Genomic DNA, 25,062 nt, shown 5'->3' on the forward strand with positions numbered 1-25,062 from the left:
CTTCCGAACTGGGCGGATCATGGTGCTCAGCAACTGCGGGCGATGGAACAGTCGGGGCACAGGCCCCAGTAGATGACCTCGGCCTCGTCGATCGAGAAGCCGTGATCGTCGGACGCGGTCAGGCAGGGCGTCTCATGGACCGCGCAGTCCACGTCGGCGACGGCACCGCATGACCGGCACACGACGTGGTGGTGGTTGTCTCCGACACGTCCCTCGAAGCGGGCCGGGCTGCCTGCCGGTTCGATGCGGCGTATCAGTCCCGCCGCGGTGAGCGCGTGAAGGGCCTCGTACACGGCCTGGAGGGAGATGTGGCCCACGCGATCGCGCACTCCGGAGGCGATCGCCTCGACGCCGAGGTGGTCACCGTGCCGGACGGTCTCGAGCAGCGCAACGCGGGCGGCCGTCACCCGTAGGCCGGCGCCGCGCAGTTCCTCGGCAGTGGTCGGAGTCCGGGATACGGTCACGGCGCCAACCTAGCGCCATAAACACGAATGGTTCAAGGAAAGGAATCACCCAAGTCTGACGCGCCGCGTCACGCAGCGCCTGCGCCCTCACCCGGGGCGCCGATGTAAGCGAGTTCGTGGGGGAGGGACCGGAGCTGAGCCCGGCCTCGTACGTGAGCTCTTCACGGCGAGCCGCAGGTCCGGGCGCGTGCAGTTACGGGGCCATGGTCACGAACACGGTGACGGCGACCGTCGCGTCTCGGGCCGCCGCCGGGCGGGTCCGGCGGCGCGAGACGATGAGCAGCGGCGTCACGAGCGCCGAGACCGCCCCGGCCGGGGCGGTCAGCAGTACGGCATCCCGCACCGGCCCCTCGGGGCGCCGAAGAGCACCAGACCGATCCGGGCGCCGACATACCTGCCACACCCTCCCCCCTCGGCACGTCCGGAAAGGGACGCCTGTCAGAGGACGTCCCGCACGGTCGCCTCCACCCCCGGGCCGACCGCCTTCCTCCGGAACCCGCCGACCACCGCTTCACGGCGCGGCCCGCGGCCGCCCGCCTTCGGTCCGGGTCAGCCTTTTCCATAAAGGACCCTTGAAGAACGCTCAACAATTGCTTATCGAACAAAGGTCACTTGTGACGACCGTCTCCATCGCGGACGGAACCGCACGCCGCAAAAGCCCGTCCGCCGGAAGAGGAAGCCCCTTACATACGCGGCCAGTTGGCGCAAGAGCGTTCCGAATGATGAGATATCCTTTGGGTACGGGCGCCCCGCATTCCGTGGGCGCACCACCGAATCACACCGTTCGTGACGCGTTCCTCCGCCTGTCGGAGCGAACCGACTCCGTCGCACCGCCGTCGGTTCCCCTCTGTTTGCCGACGGTTCACCGAGCATGCTTCGAGCAGGAATTGATGCCCGTTCAACAATTCGCGGAGCTGATACGCTTCGTGCGCCACAACTCGCCTTTCTACCAGGAGCTTTACGCCGACCTTCCCGATCACGTGGCGCATCTCACGGATCTTCCGGTGGTGCCCCAGTCGGATTTCTGGCAGGCCAACTCACCGCGTGACAACAGACTCCTGACCGCGCCACTGGACGAAGCAGTGGTCTTCCGCAGCGGCGGCACCACAGGGTCCCCGAAGTTCTCGTACTACACCCGCACGGAATGGCGGGAGTTCACCACGGCGTTCGGCGCCGGACTCGTCACGGCGGGGCTGCGGCCGGGTCACCGGGTGGCCGACCTGTTCTACGCGGGTGACCTTTACGCCAGTTTCAGCTTCATTCTCGATTCGCTGCACCGTTCCCCGGTGGCCAATGTGCGGCTGCCCATCGGCGGCGCGGCACCCTGGGATTCCACCGCGGCCACCCTGGAGGATTTCCGGGTGCAGGTCGTCGCCGGAACGCCGACCACACTGTGCTCCCTCGCCGAGCGCCTCACCTCGGCCGGTCGCACCCTGCCGGACGTGGAGTTGCTGTTCTTCGGCGGCGAGTGCCTGTTCGGCGACCAACTCCCGCTGCTGAAGGCGGCGTTCCCCCAGGCGGAGGTGCGTTCCCTGGGCTACGCGAGCGTGGACGCCGGACTGCTCGGCGAGGCGGTCCCCGGCAGCGACCCGAGGGTGCACCGCGCGTTCGTCCCGCACACGGTGGTCGAGATCGTCGACGACGAGACCGACCGGCCGGTCGACGAGGAAGGCACGCCGGGACGTCTCGTCGTCACCGACCTGCGCAGGCGGCTGATGCCTGTGCTGCGCTACCCGGCCGGCGACCGCGCCGAATGGGTGGACCGGGACGCGGGCGTCTTCCGTATCCTCGGCCGGGCCGAGGAGGGAGTGCGGGTCGGACCCGTCTCGCTGTACACGCAGGACGTGCACGACATCGTGACGGCGACCGACGTGGCCGGTGAGGTGACCGGGCTGCAACTCGTCGTGCGCCGTCTGGACGGCCGGGACACTCTGGCGCTGCGGCTGGCGACGGCCGAACCGGCCGACCGGCACGCCCCGTTGGGCGAGTCCATCGCCAAGGCTGTGCTGGCGCAGCGGCCGCACTACGGGAGCGCGATCGCCGCAGGGCACATCAACCCGCTCACCGTCGAATGGGTGCGGCACCGGGATCTGGTCGTCAACGCCCGCTCCGGCAAGCTGATCCGCGTGGTCGACGAACGGCCGCACTCATGAGCGCACCGGTTCCGCGCGCGCGACGTCTGCCCGTCGTGCTGCGCAACCCGTCCTTCGGAGCGGTCTGGGCCGGTCAGCTCCTCACCCAGGCGGCGAGCAGGATGTTCCAGGTCGGGGCGGTCTGGTGGCTCGTCGGCTTTGCCGGCGGCGCGCACCGCGGACTCGACTCGGGACTGTTCCTCATGGTGAGCACCCTGCCCGCGGTCGCGCTCGCCCCGCTGGTGGCCCGCGTCATCGAGCGTCACGCCCACCGCACGGTGCTGGCCGTGGCGGCGGCCGTGGCGGGCGTCTTCGCCGCGGCCACGGCCATCTGGGCGTACGCCGCGACGCTGCCCATGGCCGCCGCCTACGCGGCCGGGCTGGCGCTGGCGACCTGCCAGGCGGTCTTCGACCCGTGCCTGACGACCTCGGTGCCCGAGCTGGTCGAGGACGCCGACATCGAGGCGGCCACCGGATTCGAGCTGTCGACCCAGTCGCTCGCCGGGCTCGCCGGGGGGCTGCTGGGCCCGCTCGTGGTCGACCTGGGCGGACTCGCAGGCGTCGTCGCCGGGTGCGCGGGCGCGTACCTGCTGGCGGCCCTGCTGGTCTCCTCGGCTCGTTTCCCGTACGCCACTGCGCCGCAGGGCCCGGCTGCCCCGGAGGCGCCCGCGCGGCGGACGCTGCGTCAGGTGCTGGCCGGTCTGCCGTTCATCCGCCGCGTCCTGGTCTGCTTCGCCGCCGCCAACGTCTTCACCACCGCCGTGTATGTGGTCATGCCTCTGTACACCCGGGGCGTGCTGCACTCCACCGGCTCGACGGTCGCCTCGCTGGAGGCCGCACTGGGCGCGGGCACACTCGTCGGATCGTTCACCGGCGGGCGCCTCCCGGGCCGCCCGGTCACGGTGGGCAGCGCGTGCCTGGCCGTGATGGCTGTCGCCCTGGGCCTGCCTGGCCTGCTCACGGGGCACGCAGTGGCGGTCGGCTCGCTGGCCGTCGTCGGCTGGTGCGTCGGGGTGATCGGCGTGCGGTTCGTCGCGTTGTTCCAGCGGCTGGTGCCCGCCGACGACAAGCCGGGGTTCTTCGCGGTGATGCAGGCACTGCTCGGCGCCACCTTTCCCGTCTCCTCGCTCGTCTTCGGCGCGCTCGGCGACCAACTGACGGCACGCACGCTGTGCCTGGTCCAGGGCGCCGGTCTCGTCCCGGTCGCGCTGGCGCTGTGGTGGCTGGGCGGCCGCGGGGACGGCGCCGGGCCGGAGCCGTCCGCCGCACAAGCGCGCCCCGTCGCGATGACGGGAGACCCGTCATGACCGTCGTCCTCTCGCCCGCCGCAGTCCAGGACATCGCGGAGCTGCGGCAGTTGTACTTCGACGTGTACGGACACGGCTACCCGCTGCCGCTCGGCAGCGACCCGGCCGTCATGCGCCGGCTGATCACCGAGGGCACCGCGCACTGGCTCACCGCTCGCACGGGCCGCGGCGACCTGGTCGGCTCCGCCGTCGTGGAGACCGACCCGGGCAGCCGCATCGGCAAACTCGTCGGCCTCGCCGTGCACCCCGGTCATCGTGGCGGCGGACTTGCCTCCCGGCTCACGGCCGCGGTGTGCGAGGAGGCATTCGGCATCGGCCGCCTCGACTCGGTGTACGCGACGGTCCGCGTCGTCACCGAGGGCCCGCAGCACGTCGTCGTGCGCAACGGCTTCCGGCCGCTCGGCCTGATGCCCAACGCCGTCGAGGTCGAGGGATGCGAGAGCCTCGCACTGTTCGCCCGCTACGGGAACGGCGTGCTGGAGCGTCGCGCCCCGGTGGAACGCGTACCGGAGCGTCTCGCGGCGCTGCTGACCGCTGCGTCCTCGGGTATCGGCATCGACTACGCCGCCACCGGACGCGTCGCCGGCCGCCCCGCGGTGCGCTCCGTCACGGGCGTCGATCCCATCGAGCTGATCGCGGCCCCGGCCTTCGTCCGCCGCCGCTTCCTGGAGCGCTTCCCCGTGGCGGGTGACCGCTACTTCCCGCTGCACACGCCGAACGCGGTGCTGGTCGCGGCCGACGGCAGCTTCGAGGCGTACGCCGACCTCGACCCGGTCGCGGGCAGTTGCGCCCTGGTCGCCGTGCATCCGCGTCCGGCGGCCGTGACCGGCGCGATGGAGGCTCTGATGACCGCGGTCCAACGAGCCGGCGCGGACTACGCCGAGACGCTGCTGCCGCTCGCCGACACCGAGGCCCTGGAGACCTTCCTGGCCTCGGGGTTCGTGCCGAGCGCGGTCTACCCGGCGATGCGCCGCATCGGCGACCGCTTCCACGACTACGTGGTGCTGTCCCGGACCGGCCGTCAGATCGACTTCCGGACGACGGCCGTCAGCACACTGCTCCAGCCGTACCTGAGCGCCTATCTGAGTGCCTGGACCTCCACCTACCTGCCCGTTCAAGAGGTGTCCCGATGAACCCCCATCTCGCTCCCGTCGAGGTTCCCGACCCTGCGGCACTCGGCCGGGTGCAGCGGCTGTGCGACCTGGCGTCGCCGTACGCGACCGGCGCCGAGGTCGACGAACTGTTCGCCGCCGCCATGGCCGAGGCCAACGCCTGGCACGCGCAACGCTCCCCGTTCCTGGCCTCCCTGCTCCAGGACCCGCCGGAATCCCCCGCGCCCACGGTCGGCGAGCGGGTGCGCACCCCGCTGGTGCCCGCCGCGTTCTTCAAGCGCCACGAGGTGCTGTCGATCCCCCGCGACGAGGTCTTCCTGCACCTGACCTCCTCTGGCACGACCGGCCAGAAATCGCAGATGTTCTTCGACGAGTGGACCATCCGCTCCGCGCAGCGCATGGTGGCCCGGATCTTCGACCACTACGGCTGGATCACCCCCGACCAGCCGGTCAACTACCTGCTCTACAGCTACGAGCCCGCGCCGTCGCTGAAGCTGGGTACCTCGTTCACCGACAACTACCTGTGCGACTTCGCCCCGGCCCGGCACACCACGCACGCCCTGCGGCACACCGGCTCGGGCCACGAGTTCGACGTGTTCGGCTGCGTCGCTGCGCTCCAGCGGTACGCCGAGGACGACGTACCGGTGCGCGTCCTCGGATTCCCAGCCTTCCTGCACTTCACCCTGGAGCGGATGAGCGCCATGGGACTGCCGCCGCTGCGGCTGCCCGAGGGGTCGCTGGTCGTGCTCGGCGGCGGCTGGAAGGGCCACGCCGACCGGCAGATCGGCAAGGAGGAGTTCTACGCCGGGGTCTCCGAGCGCCTCGGCGTCCCGGGCGAACGGATCCGCGACACCTTCGGCTCGGTCGAGCACTGCGTGCCGTATGTCGAATGCGAACGGCACCGGCTGCACGTGCCCGTGTGGTCGCGCGCCGCCGTGCGCGACACGGCGACGCTGCGCCCGCTGCCGTACGGGGAGCGCGGCTTCCTCCATCTGGTCAGCCCGTACATCACCTCCGTGCCGGCACACAGCGTCGTGATGGGCGATCTGGCGTCGCTGCACCCGGGCGAGGAGTGCGGCTGCCCGCTGTCCACCGACTGGTTCACCGTGCACGGCCGCGCCGGGGTGAGCCGCAACCGCAGTTGCGCGGTAGCCGCCGCCGAACTCCTGAAGGGAATGTCGTGACATCTTCCGCAGTCCACCTCTGGCAGGGCGAGTTCATCGACGATGCCGAGGCCGGCCGGCGGCTCGCCCTGCTGCCGGAGCTGACGGGGCGGGTCCTGACGCGTCCACTCCCCACCGACGTGGTCATCGGCGCCTGCGCAGCGGTCGGCGCCGACCTGGCCGATCCCGCCTCACCCCTGCGGGCCGGGCTGGCGGCGCACCTGCCCGCGGAGGAGGCCGACGCCACTCTCGCCGAGCTGACGGCGGCGCTCACCCGCCAGGCGCTGGAACGCAAGCTCCGCCGGGAGCTGGGCGGCCCGCGCCCGGAGCGGCTGACACGGCCGGACGCCCGTGAGACGGTCTACGAGGCCTGGGCCCCGGTCGGGCTGCTGGTGCACATCGCACCCGGCAACGCCGCCGCCGTGGCGCCGCTGAGCGTCGTCGAGGGACTGCTGGCCGGGAACCTCAACGTGCTGAAGACCAGCAGCACCGACACCGCGCTGGCCCTGGACCTGCTCGCCGCGCTCGGTGCCGCCGACCCGAGCGGGCTGATCGCCGAACGTGTCGTGGCCCTGCGCTTCCCGTCGTCGCGCCGGGAGTGGCTTCAGGCGCTGTGCGGCCAGGCCGACGCGATCGCCGCGTGGGGCGGCGAGGACGCCGTGCGGGCGGTCAGCGACCTGGCGCCGCCCGGCTGCCGGGTCGTCGAGTGGGGGCACCGGATCTCCTTCGCCTACCTGACCCGGGACGCGGCGGCCGACCACGCCACGCTCGACGGGCTCGCCGAGGACGTCTGCCGCTTCGAGCAGCAGGCGTGCTCCAGCCCGCAGGTGGTCTACCTCGACACCGAGAACGCCGAGGAGGTCTTCGACTTCGCCGGACGCTTCGCCGAGCGGCTGGCGAAGATCTCCGGCGCGCGGCGGGCACCGCTGCCGGGCATCGCCGAGCAGGCCGAGATCACGACCACGGAACAGCTCGCCCGGCTCGAGCAGCACCTCGGCCTGACCCGGGTGATCGCCGCCGACGACGGCTCCTGGCGCGTGCTGGCGGACACCCGTCCGGCGCTCAGCGCCTCCCCTCTGCATCGCAGCGTCTGGGTGAAGCCGCTGCCCCGGCAGGCGGTCACCGCGGTGCTGCGGCCGATGCGGCGCTACCTCCAGACCGCGGCGATCGGCGGGGGCCGGGCGGACGTGGCCGAGGTGTCGCGTGCGGTGTTCGCCGCGGGTGTCACCCGGGTCACCCCGGTCGGCTCCATGCTGGAGGGCTACGAGGGCGAACCGCACGACGGGGTCTATGCGTTGCAGCGCTACAGCCGACGGGTGAGCGTGCGCGCGTCCGGGACGGCGTTCCGCACCGTGGCCTGCCTGGACGACCTGGCGGCGCCGCCGGTGCTGCCGCCGTCGCCCGTCGGGCCGCTGCTGGGCAAGGAGGGCGTGCAGGGGGCGCTCGCGTCGCTTGCCCCGGAGTACGCGCACCTGTACTTCCGCAGCGGCGGCTCCACCGGAAGGCCCGCGCTGTCGGTGTTCACCTGCGACGACTACGACAACCAGATGCGCGCCGCCGCGGACGGGCTGCTCGCCGCGGGGTTCGACCCGGCCCGGAACCGGGCGGCCAACCTGTTCTACTGCGGCGGGATGTACGGAAGCTTCATCAGCTTCTTCTCCATCCTGGAACGGCTGAACGCCACTCAGATCCCGATGGCCGCCGGCCCCGACCACGCCGTGGTCGCCGAAGCGCTGGTCACCCACAGGGCGGACACCGTCTTCGGCATGCCCTCCTACCTGTGGCAGCTGTTCCACGCCGAGGCGGACCGGCTGCGTGACTACGGTGGCATCCGCACGGTGTTCTACGGCGGTGAGCACTTCACCGCGGAGCAACGCCGGGTGCTGATCGACGAGTTCGGCGTCGAGGTGATCCGCTCGGCCGCGTACGGCAGCACCGACCTGGGGCCGCTGGGCTACCAGTGCACCGCGTCCGAGGGATCGGTCCACCATGTGCTGACCGATCTGCACACGCTGGAGATCCTCGACCCGCAGGAGGACCGGCCGGTTGCGCCGGGCGAGCCGGGGCGACTGGTGTTCACCTCGCGGGCACGTGCCGGGCAACGGCTGGAGCGTTACGAGATCGGCGACCTGGGCCGCGCGGTCGAGGGCGCCTGCCCCTGCGGCAGTCACGTCCCGCGTCTGGAACTGCTCGGACGGTACGGCGACGTCGTGCGCGTCGGTACGTACTTCTTCAACTACCGGCGCTTCCTCAAGGCGGCGCAGGAGCGGCTGGGCTACCACGGTGAGGTCCAGTTGCTGATCGCCTCCGGCTCCGGCCGCGAGCGGCTGACGGTCCGCCTCGACGAGCAGTACGCGTCCGACCCCGCCGCCGCGCGCGACGCCTTCGCCGCCGAGATGGCGGAGCTGGCCTCGGCCGAGGCGGAGGGCCTGCTGACGTTCGCCGTGGAGACCGCGTCGAGGGAGGCCTTCGACCGCACGGCGACCAGCGGCAAGCTGCGCACGGTGGTCGACCTGCGCTAGGCCACGTCTGACCGTTCTCGCCGAGGCGGGGCGCCTCGCGGGGCGGTGTCCGACCCTTCGCGTCGGATCGGCGCGCGGCGTCCGGTGCAGGTCGGGCGCCCCGGCGCGACTGCGCGCCGGGGCGCCCTCGTGACCGACCGGTCAGCGGCTGTCAGCTGTCCTACCGTCCTGGCCGTCCGCCGGGCAGCCCTGCGCGCGCCGCGGGTGGTCCAGCCGGAACGGACCAGCGGGCGTGGCGCTCGGCGAGGGCGAGGCGGCCAGGCGGTGCAAAACGGCTTCCAGACGTCTAAACGGACCGCTCCTGACCCGGGGACTTCCGGCAGCGCACGGCGAGGGCCGCGATGTCGTCCTCGAGTCTTCCGCCGCTGTAGTGGAGCAGGTCCCGGTGGAGCCGGTCCAGCAGCTCACGGGGCGGCGCCGGGCCGAGCTGCCGCATCCAGTCCGGCAGCGGGAAGAAGGTGCCGTCACGGTCCCGGGTCTCCGTCACGCCGTCGGTGTAGAGCAGTATCTGGTCGCCCGCGTCGAAGGGGACGGTGTCGACGATGTAGTGGTCTCCGAGGAGCGTCGCGAGGTTGAGGGGCGGCGAGGGCATGGTGGACTCAAGGACGCGGACCTCCCCGCGCTGCACAAGCAGCGGCGGCGGGTGCCCACAGTTGAGAATTCTGACCTGACCACCGCCGTAGGGGATCTCGGCGATCAGTGCGGTGGCGAAGTGCTCCGACTGATCCGGGGTGGGGAAGGCGACGCTGTACCGGGCGATGCTGGTCTCCAGGCGGTGGATGATGCCCCTCAGATCGGGCTGGTCGTACGCGTTCTCCCTGAAGCAGTTGATCACCGCCGAGGCCGCCCCCACCGCCGGGAGTCCCTTGCCGCGCACGTCGCCGATGAGCAGCCGGACCCCGTACGGCGTGTCGGCCGCCTCGTAGAAGTCGCCTCCGATCCGGGCCTGCTCTTGGGCCGCCAGATACAGCGACTCGACTTCGACGTCCTGGATGCGGCGCGGCAGCGGGCGGAGCAGCACCTTCTGGGCTGTGTCGGCGACGAGACGGACCTGGAAGAGCATCTCCTCTCGCTGGAGTCGAAGATGGCTGGCATATGCCGCCGCCAGGGTGACCGCAACGATCGCAGCAGCCGTGTACGGCGTCCCAAGATCGGAGTAGACGAAGCTGAGCCCGATCATCACCAACAGGCAGAACGTCCCCAGCAGGATCGTCGGGATGACGGACCACATCGCGGCGGCGAGGGCGGGTGCCGCGGGCAGCAGGCGGCTGAAGGCGATCTCTCTCGGGGTGGCGAATGCCAGGCCGGTGATGAGGACGGTAAGGATCAACGGTGACAGCAGCACCGTTTCCCGTCGGCCACCGTATGGAGGGCGGCGGCGGAGCCGTCCGGACCTGATCACAAAATGCATCTTATCGGGATGAAGCGGAGACCGTGCCGCTGTGAAGCCGGAGGGCCGCGAGATGCCGTACCCCTCCGGCAGCTGTGACTCCATACGGGGAGCCGCACACCGACCGTATACGCCCTGTCACGGATGGCACCAAGCGAAACTCAGTCCGTCCGCATGGCGTCCGGCAGGCCCAGTCACTGCGGGTCCTCGTACGGCCGGCCGGTGAGCTGTTCCAGCCTGCGACGACCGTGTCAGCGTGCGCGTCGTGGCCGCACGAGACGCGGTGGAACTTTTCCTGTGTGGGCCGGTTCTCGGAGCCGTACCCTGACCCACCGGTGGCCGGGCCCACGCGGCTCGGCCACCGGTGAAGCGCAGGCGCGCCTACGGAGCCATCTCGTACGCTCCGGACAACGCCTCGACCCGCTGCCAGACCCGCTCCGTACGTGCCTCGTCGACGACCGGCCGCCGGATCGCACCCAGCGCCCAGTCCCGCTGCTGTTCGGTCGCCGAGTCCTTGCCGTGCAGTTCGACGGCATGGGCGGAGAAGTCCCGCACGAGGACGGCGAAGAGTTCGTCGAGCACGTCCTCGTCGAGTCCGGTCAGGGCGGCCTGCTCCAGGACGAGCTGCCCGTGCACGACGAGGGCGAAGAGCTGACCGACCGCGAGTACGAGGTCGAGGTCACGGCTCTGCTCCGTGTCGGGGGCGGCCGTGGCGACGAACGCGCAGAGCGCGTCGGCCTGTTCGCGGAAGCGGGTCACGTTGGGCAGGTGCGCGTACGCGTCGAAGGCGGGTCGCCAGTCGTGGAAGCGCACCGAGCCGAGGCCGCGGGCCGGCCCCTGCCGGAACAGGAAGTCGTCGTCGGCCGCGTCGCGGCGGGTCGGCACGCCGGGGTACTCGACCGGGTCGAGGAGATGGCTGCGCATGAACTTCAGGATCAGCGCCAGATTGACGTGAACCGTACCCTCCAGCTTCGGCAGGCTGCGGATCTCCACGGCCGCCTGGCCGAAGTAGTTGTCCTTCTCGAAGCCCTTGGCAGCGACGACGTCCCACATCAGGTCGATGACCTTCTCGCCCTCCGTGGTCACCTTCATCTTCGTCATCGGGTTGAAGAGCAGGTAGCGGCGGTCGTCGGGGCCGGCGGAGCGGAAGTAGTCGACGGCGCGGTCGCTGAACGACTTCATGCCGACGAGCCTGACGTACGCGTCGGTCAGCTCACGCCGCACGTGCGGGAAGGCGGTGACGGGGCGGCCGTAGAGGATGCGGTTGTGGGCGTGGGTGACGGCCTCGTACATCGCGTGTTCGCAGATGCCGATCGAGGCGGTGCACAGGTTGAACTTGCCGACGTTGACGGTATTGAGAGCGGCGTCAAAGGCGGCGCGGCCTGTGTGGAGGACGTCCTCGGCCACTACGGGATAGTCCTCCAGGCGGAACTCGCTGACGAACTTCGAGGAGTCGACGACGTTCTTGACCAGGCGGTAGGCCGGGTGACGGCTGTCGGCGGCGAAGAAGACGTAGCCGTCGGGCCCCTCGACGTCGGTACGGCGGCCGAAGACGGAGACGAGTGCAGCGGCGTTGCCGTTGCCGATGTAGTACTTGGAGCCGGTGGCCCTGAAGCCGCCGTCGCCGTCGGGCTCGAGCAGCATGTCGGTGGAGTAGATGTCGGCGCCGTGGGCCTTCTCGGACAGGCCGAACGCGAACACCTCTCCCTGGGTGAGGAGTTCCGCAGCGTGGGAGCGGGCGGCGGCGTTGTCGCTCTGCCAGACCGGACCGAGGCCGAGGATAGTGACCTGCCAGGCGTACCAGTAGTCCAGGCCGTAGAAGCCCAGGATCTCGTTGAGCGCAGCGATCCGGGCGGTGTCCCACCGCTTGTCCGGTTCCCCCTCCCCCGAGGCGGACGACGGCGTCAGGAAGGTGGCGAACAAATTCTCCTTCGCTGCGAAGGCGAGGAAGTCGCCGAGCCACGCGCGGGTCCGGTAGTCCTCGATCAGCCGCCCCTTCCCACGCTCCTCGAACCAGTCGACGGTGGCACGCAGCAAGCGGCGCGTCTCCGGGTCGAAGTGTGCGGGGTCGTAGCTGCGGGGGTTGAACAGCAGCTGGTCAGCCATGGTGAGGACGCCTTTCGACTGGTGGACGGGTGGGAATCGGGAGGCCTGGCGGCTGGACCTGCCGGGTCGGGAGGGCGGCGAAGGGTGCGGCGGCGATCAGCGGGTCGGACCGAACCGGGACAGCGTGGCCAGCACGTCGTCGAGCCAGCCGATCATCATCCGCTCGTACGCGATGCCGCCGCGCAGTACGACGTGCTGGAGCTCCCGCTCCGCGTCGAGCGGTGCCTGCGGACCGGCCGCCTTTGCCTCGGGCCCCGTGAAGTCCCGCGCCTCCCCTGCGAGATAGTGCGCCAGCCGGTCCCGGTGCACCTGCCGGTGCCGCTCCACCTCGCGGATCAGGGCGGTCGGATCGTCGAAGGCAGCGCCCCGGATCTTGACGGCCAGGTCGTGGCGGACGCTCTCCGGCTCGATCGGATCATGCAACCAGGAGGACAGCGCGGCCCGGCCAAGGTCGGCGACGCTGTACTCCTTCTTGTCCGGCCGGCCCTGCTGAGGGACGTCCCGGACGTCGACCCAGCCGTCGTTCTCCATGCGCTTGAGCACGCGATAGATCTGCTGGTGGGTCGCGGTCCAGAAGTAGCCGATGGACCGCTCGAAACGCCGGGCCAGCTCATAGCCGGATCCCGGCTTCTCCAAAAGCGACACCAAAATCGCGTGTTCGAGCGCCATGACACCGATCCTTCTATGCAACTCGTTGCATAGCAAGCCTCGCCCGCTCCGATGCGACACGGCTCACCCCGCGGACGGCCCCTGCCCCAGCGGCAGAGCGCTCGTCGGGGCTCTGCGGGACGACCTGGTGCCGGCACGCCATGGCAACGTGCGTCGGCCGGACCGCCGCGCTGTGCAAGGCCTCGCGGTGCGACGCAGGCCGGTCCTCATACCCGGTCGGGGATCTCCAGCTGGGTGGCCATGAGGCGGACGATTTCCGTCTGGTGCTGGGCCAGGAAGAAGTGGCCGCCGGGGAAGACCTTCAGCATGAAGGGGCCGTCCGTGTGCCGGGACCAGCCGGCGGCCTCCTCCACGGTGACCTTCGGGTCGTCGTCGCCGACGAGGCAGGTCACGGGGCAGTGCAGGGGCGGCCCGGGTTCCCAGGTGTAGGTTTCGGCTGCGCGGTAGTCCGCCCGGATGGCCGGAAGGATCATGCGCAGGACTTCCTCGTCGCCCAACAGCTGGGGGTTGGTGCCGCTGAGGCCGCGCATCTCGGCGACGAGGCCGTCGTCGTCGCGCAGGTGGACGGTCTCGTCGCGGTGCATGGACGGGGCACGGCGGCCGGAGGCGATGAGGGTGGCGGGCATGATGCCCCGCTCCTGCTCCAGCCGTCGGGCGATCTCGTAGGCGAGGGAGGCGCCCATGCTGTGGCCGAACAGGGCGATGGGCCGGTCGGTCCAGGGCAGGACGGCCTCGTAGACCTTGTCGGCGAGCGCCGGTACGGAGTCCAGGAGCGGCTCGGCTCGGCGGTCCTGGCGGCCGGGGTACTGCACGCACAGCACGTCGACGCTGTCGGGCATGGACCGGGACACGGGGAAGTAGAAGCTGGCGGAGCCGCCCGCGTGGGGCAGGCAGACCAGCCGGGCGCGGCTGTCGGGGCGCGGGTGGAACCTGCGGATCCAGAGGCCGTTGTCCTCGGTGAGCGGGGAGTTCACGGAATCTTTCCTTTTCGGTTTCAGTTCGACCGCCCACCGTGGCAGGGCGTTCGCCGGGAGGAGAAGGTGCGGGGCGCGAGCGGGCCCCGCCCACCGCTCGTCAGGAATCCGCGAAGTCCTCCTTGATGATGCGCTCGACGTTCCGCTCCGCCAGCGCCGTGACGGTCACGAACGGGTTGACGCCGATGCTGCCGGGGATGAGCGAACCGTCGGTCACGTAGAGGTTCTTGTATCCGGAGACGCGGCCGTAGTTGTCGGTGGCCTTGCCGAGGACGCAGCCGCCGAGCGGGTGGTAGCAGAAGTCGTCGGCGAAGGCCTTGATCTGCTTGCCGAAGAGGTCGTACCGGTAGATGGTGGCGTTGACCTTGTTGATGCGGTCGAACAGCGACTTCGCGGCTGCGACCGCGGGCGCGTTCTGGTCCCGGGTCCAGCGCAGGTCCGCCCGGTCCTTGGCGGCGTCGTAGAAGAACGTGCCGCGCTCCGGGTTCTTGGTGATGGCCAGGTAGAGGCTGACCCAGGTCTCGACGCCCGCCGGCAGGGGGGCGATCTCGGCGAAGACGGGGGTGTCCGGGTTGTCCCAGTCGTCGATGCCGAGGGCGGGGATCGACGACTGCTTGGTGCCCGTGGGGTTCCACACGTGGTTGGCGCGGGCGGTCATGATGTTGCCGTTGGGGCCCCAGCCTCCCCCGACCTCAGAGCTGAGGTTCGGGAGAGTGCCGGTCTCCCGGGCACGCAGCAGGAGTTCGGTCGAGCCGAGACTGCCGGCGCCGAGGAAGAGGTGGCGGCAGGAGACCTCCTTGGTCGCGACCAGCTTGCCGTCGGTGTCCCTCTGCTCGACGGTCAGCACGTACGTGCCGTCGTTTTGCTGACGGATCGTCTTGACCTGGTGCAGGGTCTCGATGGTGACCTTGCCGGTGCCCAGGGCGGCCGCCAGGTAGCTCTTGTCGAGTGAGACCTTGCCGTGGTTGTTGCCGTAGATGACCTCGGCGGCCAGCGCGGACTTGGGCACCGCCCCATCCGCCTCACGGCGCATGTAGTCCCAGTCGTAGACGTTGGGCACGAAGGTGGTGCTCAGGCCCGCCTTCGAGGCCTGCTGGCGCGAGACACGCGCGAACGTGTACCACTCGGTCTGCTCGAACCAGCTCTTGTCGATGTTGTTGACCCGGAGGGTGGAGTTCGCGCGCGGGAAGTACTTGGAGTACATCTCGTCGGCGTCGACCTGCGGCAGCACCTCCTCGAAGTACGAGCGCCGGGGCGTGACCGCCATGCCGCCGTTGACGAGCGAACCTCCGCCGACACCGCGTCCCACGTACACGGACATCTGGTCGAAGTTGACCCGGTCCAGTACCCCCGCGAAGGGCTCGATGTCCCGGTTGGCGAGGTCGAGCCACAGAAAGGAGCCCAGCGGGGCCTCGGTGCGGGTCTTGAACCAGCTGGAGCGCTTGTCGGGCTTGAGCATCCCGCAGAATACGTTGCCGTCCGGACCGGGCTGGTTCCACAGCCGGCCCATCTCCAGCATCAGGGTGGGGACCCCTGCCTCGCCGAGACGCAGCGCGGAGACAGCCGCGCCGTAACCGGTGCCGACCACGACGGCCGGGACGAACGTGCCGCCGGAACGACTGGTTGCGGTGGCAGCGGCCGCCCGGGGGGCGGCGGTGATCGTGGTCTGCCCCGCGAGTGCGGCGGCGCCCAAGGCCGCCACGCCGAGCATGCGGCGGCGCGACAGAGGCTGGTGTGCAATCACGCTGTGTCTCCTGAACTTCGGGGAGAGGAAAGAGGAATCTGAAGGCTGACCGGAGCGGCGCGCCTGGGGCGGAACGGACCGTGCGGAGACCGCGCGTTGGCCGTCGACGAAATCCGGATCGGGCGGGCCGACCCTGTGGAGGCCGGGTCCGGAGGTTGGGCTACCGGGGGTACAGAAGAGGGCGTCACATGGCCCGCTCCCGGGCGCGGGCAGCGCTCACGCATGCCTTCAGGCGTGCGCCGGGCCGGGCAACGGAGGGCGGGACGCGGCCGTTCGGACCGTCCGGCGGCCGGGAGCCGCGGTAGGCGCTGGTGAGGTGCTTCTCCACGGCGCGCGAACTCACTCGAGCCGTTGCGCCATGTGCTGACTGGGCACTCCGTGAGCGGCGGGCCCGGTCACCCCGCGTTCGGCCCGGGTGGACACTGCCACAGCCACCGGCGCGAGCCGGCGCCCGGCGCGGCCCTTGCCCGCTCACTTCACGAAGTCGTCCACGACCTCGGGCGGCCAGGTGCCGACCTTGAGCACGCCCATGGAGTAGGCGCGGGAGACGAGCGCGGCGCGGTTGGGCACCTTCAGCTTCCGCAGCAGACAGGTCACGTGGTACTCGACGCCCTGCCGGCTGAGGTAGAGGCTTGCCGCCAAGGGGACGGTGGAGACGCCTGCGGCGATGCCTTCGAGGATGCGCGCGTCCATCGCGGAGAGGATCTTCTTGCGTTTGGTCACCACATGTGTCCCCTCGGCGTCCCCGGCCGTGGGCATCATGACCAGGATCGCGGTCGTGTCGGGCAGGCCACCGCGCACCGCGACCGCGGTGAGGGGAACGGTGAAGGCGGACCCCTCCCCAGGCCCCACGGCAATGACGGGCGTGACGAATCGCTGGTGCTTCCCTTCCAGTAAATTGGAGAATTGGCGCACCAGCGGCTGCTGCACGCTCGGGTGGACCACCTCACGGAAATTGCGGCCGCATATGTCCTCGGACGAGCCGTTGAACTGCCGGAAGAACTCTTGGTTCGCCTGCTGGATGGTCAGGGTTCTATCGAGGCTCGCCATGCACAGGCCCGGAGCTGCAGGTGCTGGACTCAGCAAGAGAGGGCTCCCTGTCAGGAAACTTCATGAGGGTGAAATCAATGCGAAATCAATTCGGAGGCTGGTGAGCGGCCGTGAAGGCCGTCAGCAGGGGCGTCATCGACCCTGGGACCAGCAGAGTCTCCAGATGCTGAACATCGTGCGTCACCGCCCTTGCGGAGTCCTGGTCGAGCCACTGACGGCTCCTTGCCGTCGCGCGCCATCGTTTTCCGGACGCCTGTCGAAATCATTGCCGAACACCTGCCGCTTTCTTGCCAATCGATGGATCTCCAGCTTGGGAAGGCGCTTCCCCTATGTCAGGATCCGCAGAGGACGGTGTGAGACCAGCCAGCTCGAAACCGTCCGTCAGTCAGCCGTATCCGCGAGAACGATGGGGACCGTCATGCCCGCACCTCCGACCGCAAACGTGTCACCCACAACGACCGGCCAGGCTGAGCTCGTACTGTGCGTTCTGGGGCCCATGTCGGCGCGACGCAACGGGCATGACCTCCCGCTGGGCCCGCCACGCCGGCGAACACTGCTCGCTCTGCTGCTCATCCGCCTCGGCCGCGTGGTGCCCACCGAGTTACTCGTCGAGGAACTGTGGGGTGACGGAGCACCCCGTCAGGCCGTCGCCACACTCCAAAGCCATGTCTCTCATCTGCGCCGGGCCCTGCAAACGGTGGCGGGAACGCGCCAACTTTCGGTTCTGCGTCATCGGACGCCCGGTTACGTCCTCGATCTCGATCCCGAACAGGTCGATGCCTGCCGCTTCGAGCGTCTGGTCACCGACGGACGGCGGCTGCTGGAGCAACGCGATCCGCGCACCGCGCATGCCCGGCTCACCGAGGCCTTGGGGCTGTGGCGCGGCTCGCCATACGCGGAGTTCGACAGCCATCCACCGCTCAGCGACGAGTGCGCCCGGCTCGAACAGATCCGGCTCACCGCCGTGGAGTCCTGCGCGGAGGCGCGGCTGGCTCTCGGCGCGGCCCAAGAGGTCGCCGCCGATCTGGACGGGGAGGCGCGCCGTCACCCCACGCGGGAGCGGCTGGTCGGCCACCTCATGACGGCGCTGTCCCGGCTCGGGCGGCAGGCCGAGGCGCTTGAGGTGTACGAGCGGACGCGTAGTCATCTGGTCGAGGAGTTCGGTGTGGACACCGCAGCCGAACTACGCCGTGTCAGAAACACGATCCTGCGCCAGGAGCCGGGAGCGAGCGCCCCCTCGAAGAAGCTGTCTCCCGCACCACTTGAGTCCACCGGAGCGTCACATATCCCGCTCGGGAGGAACGAGATCGGTGACGACGGAGTACCGGACTCCGAGGGCTTCGAGGGCTCCGGGGACGGTAGGACGGCCGTCACGCCGCGGGGACACGGCCGGGCGGTGGCAACCATCGACGCCAACGGGACAGATGACTCCGGCGCGGCCGTCGAACGCTGGGGGATCACGGGCACCGACGCGCGCCCGGAGGCGCGCACCGCTGTGCCGCCGGGTTCGCGGGCGGACACCACCGGCACACAAGCCGGGACAGCCCAGTGGCGGCCCGTGCCCGGGCCGGAACACGAGACGGCAGACGCCCCCGGGGTCGGCGAATCCCCGGAGTTCGAGTCGGGGTGGACGGCTGCCCCTTCGCCGTTCACCGGCCGCGGCCAGGAGCTCGACCGGCTGACGACCGCCGCCGCGAGCGCGGTCGTGGGCCGCGGTCATGTGGCCGGCGTCCTCGGCCCCCCAGGAGTCGGAAAGACCCGCCTGCTGCTTGAACTGGCGGCACGTCTGGAGAGCATGGACGCGCATGAGAAGGGATCCAGGTTGGAGGTGGTCTGGAGCCATTGCTTCCCCGGCGAAGGCGTCCCCGCCTACTGGCTGTGGACCCAGATCCTGCGGCGGCTGTCCGCCACCCGGCCGGATGCCTTTCGCGAGGCAACGGAACCGTTCGGCGCCCTGCTCGCCCCACTGATGCCCGAGCGGTCGGCGGCGCGGACCGGAGGCCCGAGATGGGCCTCCGACTGGTGCCAGGCCCGCTTCCTCGCCCACGACGCGGTCTGCGAGGTGTTACTCGCCCTCGCCGGGCAACACCCGCTCGTGCTGCTCCTTGAAGATCTGCAGTGGGCGGACACCGCCTCCCTTGACCTGCTCAGGCTGCTGAGCACCCGCTGCCAGGGCCATCCGCTCGGCATCGTGCTCACGGCCCGGGAGTTCGAGGCCGAGTCGGACGCAACGCTGCGCCGGATGGTCTCCGACGTGCTACGCGGCCCCAGGACCGAGACGCTGCGGCTCTGTGGGCTCTCCCTGCAGGCCGTCGGCGCCCTCGTCGAGGCACATGCAGGGTCTGGTGTGAACCCGGGGGTTGTCGAGGTGCTGCATCGGCGCAGCGAGGGCAACCCGTACTTTGTGATGCAGCTTCTCTCCCTCGTGGGCGACGCGCGTAATCTCCATCACCCGGATGCGGTTGACGCGCTCCTGGCTCACATTCCCACCGGCGTACGCGAGGCGCTGCACCAGCGGTTCGCCGCGCTACCCGAGCCGGTTCTGCAGGTGCTTCGACTGTGCGCCGTCATCGGCGCCGAGGTGGACACCGACCTGTTGCACCGGACCGCCACGCGTGACGAACCGGTCATCGCGGGTCTTGAGTCGGCCATCCGTGCCGGTCTGCTCGGAGAGGACCCGCACCATCCGGGGCGGCTGCACTTCGCTCACGCCCTCGTCCAGGAGACGCTCGTTGACGAGCTCCCCCGTGAGGACCGCCACCGCCTGCACGCCAGGGTCGCCGAGGCGCTGTGCGCACGCAGGCGCGGGCAAGTGGGGGACGAGGAGATCGAGCGGGTGGCACATCACAGCTGGCACGCCAAGAGTGCACTGCCGGCCGCCGAGGCGCTGCCTCGGCTGCTGCTCGCGGCGGAACACGCCGAGCAATGCATGGCGTACGAGCAGGTGGAGATCTGGCTGCGCCGCGCAGTGCACCTGGTCGGCTTCCTGCCGCCGGACGATTCCGCCACGGTGATGTTGGAACAACGGCTGCACATCCAACTGGGCCAGGTACTCGCCACCACTCGCGGCTACGGCCACCCCGAGGCCGAGGCGGCACTGACGCGCGGTCGCGCCTTCAGCACGGCCACTCATGCCCCCGAGGACCCGTCGGTGCTCTGGGCGCTGTGCGCGTCATACCTGGTCACCGGCCGCTACGACGCCTCGCGGCAGTTCTCCGGCCTGCTGCGGGACATCTCGCGGCAGACCCGGGAGCCCGTGGCGGCGCTCGGTGCGGCGTACGGCGAAGGCATCGTGCTGCATGTGCGCGGAATGCTGCCGCAGGCGCTCGCCGAACTGGAGCGCGGCGTCGGCATGGCGGATCGTTTCGCCAACGAGGGTCATGCGCTGGCGCGTACCTTCCAGCACGACCCACGCGTCTCCTGCCGCTCCTACGACACCTTCACCCACTGGCTCCTTGGACACCGGCAGACCGCCGACGCGCGCCGACGTGAACTGTTGAGCCTCACCGAGTTCGAGAGCAGGCCGTCCGACCGCTCCTTCGCGCTGTATGTGGACGGGGTCGTGGCGGCTTGGGAGGGTGACACCCGCACCGCACTCGCCTCGAGCGACGAGGGCGTCCGCGTTGCGGGCGAACATGGACTTCTCTACTGGAAGGCAATGCTGGGCGTCGTCAAAGGGTGGGGCCTGGCGCACGCAGGAGATCACGACGACGGCCTCGCCCTCATGCGGACCTCGCTGGCCGAATTAGGCCAGTCCAGGACGTACTTACGCCACCCTCTCCACCTGGGCCTGTTGGGCCAGGCGCAACATCTCGGCGGGCGGATCGAGGAGGCGAGGACCACCTTCCGGATGCTGCTGGCCGCCGTCGAACAACGCCGCGAGCGCGTGTACCTCCACCCGGCACTGCCCGCGACCCCGCTGCTCCACGAACTGCTGGGCCACGGTGCCGACGAGGCGCTCGCGGGCCCGGGCCCAGGACGGGGCGAGCCCGGCTCCGGCCGATGAGCGTGGTGGACCCATGCTCCGCCTCGTCAGTCGACTCATCCAGTTCCATGTCCCGGTGATGCGCCGCTGTGGGATTCCAGCAAGCGGTGGCCCTGGCCGCCGGCTCCCGGAGAGCCACCGCTCGCACGGTTGCGGACCCCATGCCTCACGGCCGATGCCGCTCAGTCCTCGAAGATCGCGACCGCCTGTACCGGACAGGCCATGGGGACGTCGTGCACGCGCGGGTCCCCCGCCCCGTCCTCATGTCCGGCGACCAGGGCGACCAGCGCGTCGTCGTCCTGCGTGAAGACGCCGGGTGCGGTCATGACGCACTGGCCGGAGCCGATGCACCGGTCGCGGTCGATGGTGATGCGCATGGCGTGGCCCACCTCCCTTTCTTTCGTTCCTTCCGTTCCTTCCGTTCCTTCCGTTCCTTCCCCCAGATCCTCACCAGGTGACGAGGAGCTCGATCGGGCCCTGGGCGTCGTGGCCGGCCTTGATGGGCACCTCGTCCAGGGGTACGGCCAGCCGCAGGCCCGGAATGCGGGCGAAGAGCGCGCCAAGGGCGATCTCGAGCTCGGCGCGGGCGAGATTCTGGCCCAGGCACTGGTGGATGCCGTGGCCGAAGCCGACGTGGTGACGTGCGGTGCGCCGGGCGTCGAAGATGTCGGGGTTCTCGTACGCCTTGGCGTCGCGGTTCATCAGCGTGATGGAGACCAGCACCGCGGACCCGGCCTTGATGATCTCGCCGCCGACCTCGATGTCCTCCTTGGCCATCCGGACGAGGTAGTCGGAAACGGAGGTGAACCGCAGCAGCTCGTCGACCACTTTTGAGACCGCGCCGGGGTCGCCCAGCAGCACGTCGATCTGCTCGGGGTGCTGCATGAGCGTGAGGGCTCCGAGGGCGATCGCGTTGACGGTGGTCTCGTGGCCGGCCACCAGCAGGACCAGCGCGATCATGACCACCTCGTTGTGGTCCAGTTCGCCCTCCTCCAACTGGCGTGCGATCAGCTCGTCCAGCAGGCCGTCCTCAGGCTCGGCCTGCTTCTTCCCGACCAGGCCGTGCAGATACGTGTACAGCTCACCGAAGGCTGCGTCGGCCTCCGCCGACGTCTCGGCGCCCACGAAGTTGCGGGAGCACTCCTCGAAGAAGTCGTGGTCGCCGTACGGGACGCCGAGGAGCTCGCAGATCGCCATGGAGGGCACGGGCAGGGCGAAGGCCGACACCAGGTCTGCGACCGGCCCCTTCGCCAGCATGTCGTCCAAGAGCCGGTCGACGAGGCTCTGAAGCCTGGGACGGATCGCGTTCATGCGCTTGACACCGAAGCTGGGGATCAGCATGCGCCGCTGCCGGGCGTGCAGGGGGTCGTCGACGCCGATCAGCGGGAACGCGAGCCCGCCGCGGTCCTCGGTGCGCTGGACGACGACGGGGAAGACCGGGTGACCCCAGTCGGAGGACAGCCGGGGGTCGACGAGCAGCGCCCGTCCCTCGGCATGCCCGGTGATCAGCCACGCCGGTCGGCCGTCGAACAGCGTGACTTGCGTCAGCGGGCTCTCGCCCCGCCATTGCGCGTAGGCCTTCGGCGGCTGGTACGGGCAGGTCCTGTCCTGGGGGAAGGACGGTGCCGACGACCCGGTGAGGCGGATTTCGGTCTCGGTCATGTCGTGCCTTTCAAACAATCGGCAGTGCGGTCGTTCATCGATACGTGAATGGCTACGGGAAACAGATTTGAGTCCGTCAGCAGGTCCTCGCGCAGTCCGGTCGGCGCCCGGTCGTCCGGCCCCGGACCCTTTTGTTCACGGCGACCTTGGCCGCCCCCGGCGCGACGCGGCGGCGGAAGGCGTGATCAGCGCGCGCGGTCCGCGGGCGCTGATCTCCTGTGGGAGTGGGCCGTGGTGCGGAGGTCACCAGGTGACGGGCAGCTCGTGCACACCGTAGAAGACCATGTCGTGGCGGAAGCGGAGTTCCTCGACGGGCTTGGCCAGGCGCAGGGTCGGGAAGCGGCGGAACAGGGTCTCGAAGACGATCTGCAGCTCGATTCGGGCGAGTTGCTGGCCTATGCACTGGTGTGCGCCGAAGCCGAAGGCCAGATGCGGGGCGGGGCGGCGGGTGATGTCGAAACGTTCCGGCTCCTCCACGAAGGCGGGGTCGAAGTCGGCGGCGAGGACGTGCGCGACGACCTGCTCGCCCTTGGCGATGGGCATGCCACCGAGTTCCACGTCCCGGGTGGCCACGCGCTCGCCGCCGAACTGGCCGATGGTCAGGTAGCGCAGCAGTTCCTCGACCGCGTTGCCGACGAGCGACGGGTCCTCGCGAAGCAGGGCCAGCTGGCCGGGGCGGTCGAGGAGCAGCGCCGCACCGAGGCCGATCATGCAGGCGGTGGTGTCGTGTGCCGCTATCAGCAGCGTGCCGGCCGCGTTCATGAGGAACATGTCGTCGACGACGCCATCAGGGTCCTCGGTGGTGATCAGCGCCGAGATCAGGTCGTCCCCGGGGTTGGCCCGGCGCTCCTGGACGAGCTGGTAGAGCAGCCCGCCCAGGCGCATGCCGGCAGCCTCGGTGGCGGCGGCGTCCTGGTCGACCCGCATCATCGCCTCGGCGATTTCCTGGAACTCCGCCCGGCGCTCGGCCGGGACACCGAACAGGTCGGAAATCACCATGGAAGGCACCGGGTTGGCGAAGGTCTTCACCAGGTCGACCGGGCCGCCCCGCGCCTCGAGGGCATCGAGGTGCTCGTCGACGATGCGCTGGATGTTCGGCCGGAGCGCCTGCATGCGCCGGACGGTGAACTCCTTGGCGAGCAGCTTGCGGTCCACGGTGTGCTCCGGCTCGTCCTGCCACAGCAGGCTGCCGCGGCCGGGCTTCTGGGTGACGACGCCGTCCCGGGTGTGCAGCGCGTGGGGCACCTGGACGCTGAAGGAGGGGTCGCGCAGCAGGGCGCGCACCTCCTCGTAGCCGGTCACCAGCCACGCCTCGTGGCCGCTGGTGAAGGTGGCCCGGGTCACCGGGGCGGCCTCCCGGATGTCGGCGATGCCGTCCGGCGGCAGGAACGGGCAGCTGCGGGCCTTGGGGACGGCGGGCGCGTCGGCGATGGGCTCGGGCATGACTCTCCTTGCGCTTGTGATAGGGGGAAGGGTTCGTGCGGCGGGAATTGTCAGGCGGCGGCGAGTTCGAGCGCGGTCTCGCCGCGACGAGGCGCGTTCACGAGGACGGCCATGTTCCCGGAAGGGTGCACGTTGTCGTGCATCATCTGGTGCATGCGCCCGATGTCCTGGAAGCCGTCGCAGGCGGACAGACAGGGGTCGAGCATGCCGGCGCCGACGAGGTTGATGACCTCGCGGCACTGGCGGGTGTCGGCGTAGTGCGAGCCCTGGAGGCGCTTGGAGCGCATCCACAGGTGGCGCAGGTCGACGTCTCCGTTGTAGCCGGAGGTACCACCGCAGATCACCACCATGCCGGCGCTGTCGCACAGGTACATCGAGGTCGGCAGGGTGTCCTGGCCGCTGTGCTCCAGCACGATCCGCGGGGACTTGCGCTCACCGAGGATCTCCCAGATCCTCTTGCCGACCCCGCGAGCGCCGCGCAGGAACCGCGCCGACGCCTCGGCGTCCCCGACATCGGGCAGCCGGCCCCAATGATCGAAGTTGCGGCGGTTGATGGTGCCCTCCGCCCCGAGGCGGCGGCAGTACTCGGAGCGGTCCTCGCTGGAGACCACGGCGATCGGGATGCCGCCGGCCAGCCTGACGAGCTGGATGGCCATCGAGCCGAGGCCGCCCGCACCGCCCCAGATCAGGACGGGGTCGCCGGGGCGGACCGTGTTGCCCTGCCAGCCGAACAGCTGCCGGTAGGCGGTGGGCCCGGTGAGCAGGAAGGCCGCCGACTCCTCCCACGACAGATGGGCGGGCTTGGGGTGGCACTGGTACTCGTCGACGCGGCAGAACTGTGCGAAGGACCCATAGTTGGTCTCGTATCCCCAGGCCTTGATGCTCTCCGAGACCAGAGGGTCCGTGCCCATCCGGATGTCCTCGGCGGTCTCGTCCCACTGGCCGCTGGTGAGCAGCACGTGGTCACCCACCTTGACATTGCGGACGCCTTCGCCGACGGCCCACACCACGCCGGAGGCCTCCGAGCCTCCGATGTGGAAGTCTTCGGGCCGGCCCTGGCGCTGCCGCATCCCGATGACGTCGACCGGCTTGCCCAGCGAGGACCACACGTTGTTGTAGTTGATGCCGGCGGCCATCACGTAGACCAGCACCTGGCCGCGGCCCACCGCGGGGGTGTCGACGACCTCGGTGCGGAACGCCTGCTTCGGCTCTCCGAAGCGGTTCTGCCGGATCACCGAGGCGTACATCTGGGGCGGAACCTCACCGAGCGGCGGGGTCTCGCCGATCTCGTAGAGAGCCTTCGTCATGATTTCTCTCCCACATCTGCTCTGTCCGGTCT

18 protein-coding genes are annotated in these 25,062 nt (G+C 70.2%); 6 read left to right on the top strand and 12 right to left on the bottom strand.

Annotated elements, in window-relative coordinates; all coding sequences use genetic code 11:
- Positions 1-26: 26 nt before the first annotated feature.
- Positions 27-464, bottom strand: a complete 438-nt coding sequence (locus AAW14_RS25520) for a Fur family transcriptional regulator (protein ID WP_265566268.1) — start codon at positions 462-464, stop codon at positions 27-29.
- Positions 465-657: 193 nt separating this feature from the next.
- Entirely contained in the window at positions 658-807 is a 150-nt protein-coding gene (locus AAW14_RS25525) for a hypothetical protein (protein WP_265566269.1), read from the bottom strand.
- 547 nt (positions 808-1,354) lie between these two features.
- Here AAW14_RS25525 and AAW14_RS25530 point away from each other — a divergent pair.
- From AAW14_RS25530 to AAW14_RS25550, 5 genes are read left to right on the top strand one after another with little or no spacing between them, the layout of a single operon-like run.
- On the top strand, positions 1,355-2,617 hold the full coding sequence (locus tag AAW14_RS25530) for a phenylacetate--CoA ligase family protein (protein WP_265566270.1): 1,263 nt from the start codon (positions 1,355-1,357) through the stop codon (positions 2,615-2,617).
- Entirely contained in the window at positions 2,614-3,903 is a 1,290-nt protein-coding gene (locus AAW14_RS25535; RefSeq protein WP_265566271.1) for an MFS transporter, read from the top strand. Before AAW14_RS25530 ends, AAW14_RS25535 begins: the two co-directional genes overlap by 4 nt.
- Complete coding sequence (locus AAW14_RS25540) at positions 3,900-5,036, top strand: GNAT family N-acetyltransferase (RefSeq protein WP_265566272.1); 1,137 nt, start codon at positions 3,900-3,902, stop codon at positions 5,034-5,036. Before AAW14_RS25535 ends, AAW14_RS25540 begins: the two co-directional genes overlap by 4 nt.
- Entirely contained in the window at positions 5,033-6,199 is a 1,167-nt protein-coding gene (locus AAW14_RS25545; protein WP_265566273.1) for an acyl-protein synthase, read from the top strand. Before AAW14_RS25540 ends, AAW14_RS25545 begins: the two co-directional genes overlap by 4 nt.
- On the top strand, positions 6,196-8,700 hold the full coding sequence (locus AAW14_RS25550) for an aldehyde dehydrogenase family protein (protein WP_265566274.1): 2,505 nt from the start codon (positions 6,196-6,198) through the stop codon (positions 8,698-8,700). The genes AAW14_RS25545 and AAW14_RS25550 overlap by 4 nt, the downstream gene beginning before the upstream one ends.
- Before the next feature lie 286 nt (positions 8,701-8,986).
- On the opposite strand, the gene AAW14_RS25555 is transcribed toward AAW14_RS25550, so the two are convergent.
- From AAW14_RS25555 to AAW14_RS25580, 6 genes are all read right to left on the bottom strand, one after another.
- Positions 8,987-10,111 carry a PP2C family protein-serine/threonine phosphatase gene (locus tag AAW14_RS25555; protein ID WP_416223367.1) on the bottom strand — a complete coding sequence of 375 codons (1,125 nt, stop codon included), beginning with the start codon at positions 10,109-10,111 and terminating at the stop codon, positions 8,987-8,989.
- Positions 10,112-10,471: 360 nt separating this feature from the next.
- The gene (locus AAW14_RS25560; RefSeq protein ID WP_265566276.1) at positions 10,472-12,196 is read right to left on the bottom strand and encodes an acyl-CoA dehydrogenase family protein; all 1,725 of its coding nucleotides are present in this window, start codon (positions 12,194-12,196) and stop codon (positions 10,472-10,474) included.
- A 96-nt stretch (positions 12,197-12,292) separates the two neighbouring features.
- Positions 12,293-12,865: a PadR family transcriptional regulator gene (locus AAW14_RS25565; RefSeq protein ID WP_265566277.1), complete on the bottom strand. Its 573-nt coding sequence runs from the start codon at positions 12,863-12,865 to the stop codon at positions 12,293-12,295.
- A 206-nt stretch (positions 12,866-13,071) separates the two neighbouring features.
- Positions 13,072-13,839, bottom strand: a complete 768-nt coding sequence (locus tag AAW14_RS25570) for a thioesterase II family protein (RefSeq protein WP_265566278.1) — start codon at positions 13,837-13,839, stop codon at positions 13,072-13,074.
- 100 nt (positions 13,840-13,939) lie between these two features.
- Entirely contained in the window at positions 13,940-15,550 is a 1,611-nt protein-coding gene (locus AAW14_RS25575; RefSeq protein WP_265566289.1) for a GMC oxidoreductase, read from the bottom strand.
- A 504-nt stretch (positions 15,551-16,054) separates the two neighbouring features.
- A complete protein-coding gene (locus AAW14_RS25580; RefSeq protein ID WP_265566279.1) occupies positions 16,055-16,633 on the bottom strand; it encodes a LuxR C-terminal-related transcriptional regulator in 579 nt (192 codons plus the stop codon).
- 496 nt (positions 16,634-17,129) lie between these two features.
- On the opposite strand from AAW14_RS25580, the gene AAW14_RS25585 reads away from it, so the two are divergent.
- Entirely contained in the window at positions 17,130-20,639 is a 3,510-nt protein-coding gene (locus AAW14_RS25585) for a BTAD domain-containing putative transcriptional regulator (protein WP_265566280.1), read from the top strand.
- A gap of 161 nt (positions 20,640-20,800) precedes the next feature.
- Here the strand turns inward: AAW14_RS25585 and AAW14_RS25590 are convergent, their stop codons facing one another.
- The 4 genes from AAW14_RS25590 to ccrA form a co-directional block, all read right to left on the bottom strand.
- Complete coding sequence (locus tag AAW14_RS25590; RefSeq protein WP_265566281.1) at positions 20,801-20,995, bottom strand: ferredoxin; 195 nt, start codon at positions 20,993-20,995, stop codon at positions 20,801-20,803.
- Positions 20,996-21,065: 70 nt separating this feature from the next.
- Entirely contained in the window at positions 21,066-22,280 is a 1,215-nt protein-coding gene (locus AAW14_RS25595) for a cytochrome P450 (RefSeq protein WP_265566282.1), read from the bottom strand.
- Positions 22,281-22,523: 243 nt separating this feature from the next.
- Positions 22,524-23,723 carry a cytochrome P450 gene (locus tag AAW14_RS25600; protein WP_265566283.1) on the bottom strand — a complete coding sequence of 400 codons (1,200 nt, stop codon included), beginning with the start codon at positions 23,721-23,723 and terminating at the stop codon, positions 22,524-22,526.
- Positions 23,724-23,773: 50 nt separating this feature from the next.
- Positions 23,774-25,030 (bottom strand): crotonyl-CoA carboxylase/reductase, encoded by a 1,257-nt coding sequence (ccrA, locus tag AAW14_RS25605; protein WP_265566284.1) that lies wholly within the window; start codon positions 25,028-25,030, stop codon positions 23,774-23,776.
- Positions 25,031-25,062: the final 32 nt, after the last annotated feature.

The organism is Streptomyces hygroscopicus (genome assembly GCF_026168105.1).
Lineage (GTDB): Bacteria > Actinomycetota > Actinomycetes > Streptomycetales > Streptomycetaceae > Streptomyces > Streptomyces hygroscopicus_D.

Excerpts from the sequence above, each read along its gene's own strand:
- AAW14_RS25560 (WP_265566276.1), bottom strand. The coding sequence starts at position 12,196 with ATGGCTGACCAGCTGCTGTTCAACCCCCGCAGCTACGACCCCGCACAC.
- AAW14_RS25540 (WP_265566272.1), top strand. The coding sequence starts at position 3,900 with ATGACCGTCGTCCTCTCGCCCGCCGCAGTCCAGGACATCGCGGAGCTG.
- AAW14_RS25575 (WP_265566289.1), bottom strand. The coding sequence starts at position 15,550 with ATGCTCGGCGTGGCGGCCTTGGGCGCCGCCGCACTCGCGGGGCAGACC.
- AAW14_RS25590 (WP_265566281.1), bottom strand. The coding sequence starts at position 20,995 with ATGCGCATCACCATCGACCGCGACCGGTGCATCGGCTCCGGCCAGTGC.
- AAW14_RS25595 (WP_265566282.1), bottom strand. The coding sequence starts at position 22,280 with ATGACCGAGACCGAAATCCGCCTCACCGGGTCGTCGGCACCGTCCTTC.
- AAW14_RS25580 (WP_265566279.1), bottom strand. The coding sequence starts at position 16,633 with ATGGCGAGCCTCGATAGAACCCTGACCATCCAGCAGGCGAACCAAGAG.
- AAW14_RS25565 (WP_265566277.1), bottom strand. The coding sequence starts at position 12,865 with ATGGCGCTCGAACACGCGATTTTGGTGTCGCTTTTGGAGAAGCCGGGA.
- AAW14_RS25530 (WP_265566270.1), top strand. The coding sequence starts at position 1,355 with ATGCCCGTTCAACAATTCGCGGAGCTGATACGCTTCGTGCGCCACAAC.
- AAW14_RS25585 (WP_265566280.1), top strand. The coding sequence starts at position 17,130 with ATGTCGGCGCGACGCAACGGGCATGACCTCCCGCTGGGCCCGCCACGC.
- ccrA (WP_265566284.1), bottom strand. The coding sequence starts at position 25,030 with ATGACGAAGGCTCTCTACGAGATCGGCGAGACCCCGCCGCTCGGTGAG.
- AAW14_RS25545 (WP_265566273.1), top strand. The coding sequence starts at position 5,033 with ATGAACCCCCATCTCGCTCCCGTCGAGGTTCCCGACCCTGCGGCACTC.
- AAW14_RS25555 (WP_416223367.1), bottom strand. The coding sequence starts at position 10,111 with ATGCATTTTGTGATCAGGTCCGGACGGCTCCGCCGCCGCCCTCCATAC.
- AAW14_RS25535 (WP_265566271.1), top strand. The coding sequence starts at position 2,614 with ATGAGCGCACCGGTTCCGCGCGCGCGACGTCTGCCCGTCGTGCTGCGC.
- AAW14_RS25600 (WP_265566283.1), bottom strand. The coding sequence starts at position 23,723 with ATGCCCGAGCCCATCGCCGACGCGCCCGCCGTCCCCAAGGCCCGCAGC.